The 2,284-nt window shown below is 43.0% G+C and carries 2 protein-coding genes; both read right to left on the minus strand.

Features of this window, described 5'->3' with window-relative positions:
• The coding region (locus tag AC1DDX_RS26590) for a hypothetical protein (protein ID WP_477622944.1) at positions 1 to 583 on the minus strand (583 nt) is incomplete at its 3' end.
• Positions 584 to 593: 10 nt separating this feature from the next.
• Positions 594 to 2,284 (minus strand): RagB/SusD family nutrient uptake outer membrane protein (locus AC1DDX_RS26595; protein ID WP_477622945.1); only part of this gene is annotated, 1,691 nt, incomplete at its 5' end.

Consider the following 2,284-nt stretch of genomic DNA (forward strand, 5'->3'; position numbering starts at 1 on the left):
CCTGTGCAATGTGCTGTGCATAACTTACCGCCGATAATTCGACCAGGTATTTTTTACCTTCAAAATTTACCTTGTTATAATCGTGCGTGGGATTTACCCAGGATTTTTGACGGCACAGTTCGAGTAATGCATTTTCTGCGGCTCTTGTATATTTCCCCTTATCCGTAAGGCATTCTGCAAATACATACCAGGTTAGCCATAAGAGGCGTTTTTGTAGCATATTTTTACCTGGAACAGAAGTCCCTTTAGTCCAGTATGCCAAATAATCGTCGTCACTCCAGGCCGGAAATGACAGGTTCAGTGAGCTGTCGGCACTACTGATTACGCTGTTATACTTCCCGCTTTTAAACAACATGTCCCAGGCTTTCCTGTTTTTATAGCTATCCCCGAATCCGAAAGGCTTATCTGGTAACATGGCCACAATTTGATCAACTCTTCGCATATCCAGGGGCTGGACCTGTACAATAGGTTTTGAATTGTCATAAACGGTATTTTTAAGGCTTTGGGCGCTTACTATACTTCCTCCTATCGCGAACAAAAAGATAATTAGCCCTGTGGTCATTATTCTGTACACTAATCTCATAGCTTTAAAACTAATATCCCGGATTTTGTATCAGTAAGTTATTCAGTTGAATATCATGAATAGGAATTGGCATAAAAATGTTTCTGGCCGACACCTTAGTAGCGGCAGTAGTAATGTTCGTTGCAGTTCCTGCATTTGAGTTGGCATATGCCAGAAAGCTCTTCATATCCTCAACAAATTTGCCCCAGCGGATCAGGTCGTTTCTCCTTAATCCTTCAAAACACAATTCTCTTAATCTTTCTTCTTTTATCGCTTCTAAAAGCTCCGATTTACTTGAAATTTGCAATGCAGAAAGGTCAGCGTCATCAGGTTCAGTAATTATCGCTGTAGCGTTAGCACCGGTTCCTCCACCACCAATAAGGGTAACTGTTGGCGCGGAAGTATAATAAGGGCCTCCTACTGTTAATGTCCCTGGCGAAGTAATGGTAATTCCAGTAACTGAACCGTCTGAGATGGTTGCCTCGGCGGTAGCCCCACTGCCGCCGCCGCCGTTGATTGTTACTGTGGGAGCACTGGTATAGCCTGAGCCGCCATTGGTTACAGCAATGTGCTTAATCACATTTCCATATAATATGCCGTAAGCTCTTTTACGAACCAAATTCACATACTGATAAGCATTTGCAGGCCCGTTAACTTCGTTTTCTGCTTCGGCAAGCATAAGCAGTACATCAGAATAACGCAAAAATGCGAAATTCTGGGAGGTATAGTTTTTATCCTTGGGGTTCACAACTTCATACTCCCGGCGCCACTTTCCTGCATTCATAACCCAGGTACCTGTCACGTTGGTCTTTTTAGCTGTTGCACCTGTACCCCAAGTATAATTAGCACAGTTCCAATCCCTCCTCCAGTCGAAAGAAGCCTTATTGGGTTTATCATTGCTCAAAGGATTGACTTGATAGGAAGCATACAATTTTCGGGTCGCGTTTACCGAACCGGAACTGAAGCCCTTATTGGCATCATTGCAGGTAATTCCACAAAAGCGCCCGGTATAAGTGTTTCCCAAATTAACGCCTCCGGTATTGTTGCCCCAGAACTCCAATTCCCACATACTTTCTTTCACATCATATTGCTCCCTGGCATATTTAATAAAAACATCTCTATAATCGGGGTTAAGGGCGTGTTCAGGTGTGCTTCCTGTAGGGTTAACAACCTTATTGGCCCAGAACAGTGCATCTTTATATTTTTCTGTATCCTTTAACGGAAAGCCTGCCATATAAAGGTATACCCTGGCCAGCATCCCCTGAACTGCGGTTCGGGTAACCTTCCCCCCTGCCCCCAGAACCGTAGCCGTTTGCGTTTGCAATAAAGCCTCCGCATCAATCATATCCTTTGTAATCTGCGCATAAACATCTTTCATCGGTGTCCTTGCAACATTAACTTCTGTTACTGATTTAGTTGGAGTAAGGATCAATGGAACATCGCCATAATTGCTCACCAACATAAAATATTGAAAGCCGCGCAGAAACAATGCTTGCCCCTTGATCACATCTTTCGCGGTTTGGTCCATGGTTACATTGTCTACTTTCGAAAGCAATAAATTGGCCCGTTCAATACCTACATACAGGCCTTTCCAGAACAATTCATTTTTGGGATCTGCGGCATCATATTGATAGGACGTTGTAAGTTCCACTATTCTACCATAAGATTCGTCTGTATTGGTATTGAACATATATAAATAATTATTTCCATATACCTCCTGAG

Source organism: Pedobacter sp. 10L46_2 (assembly GCF_056395165.1).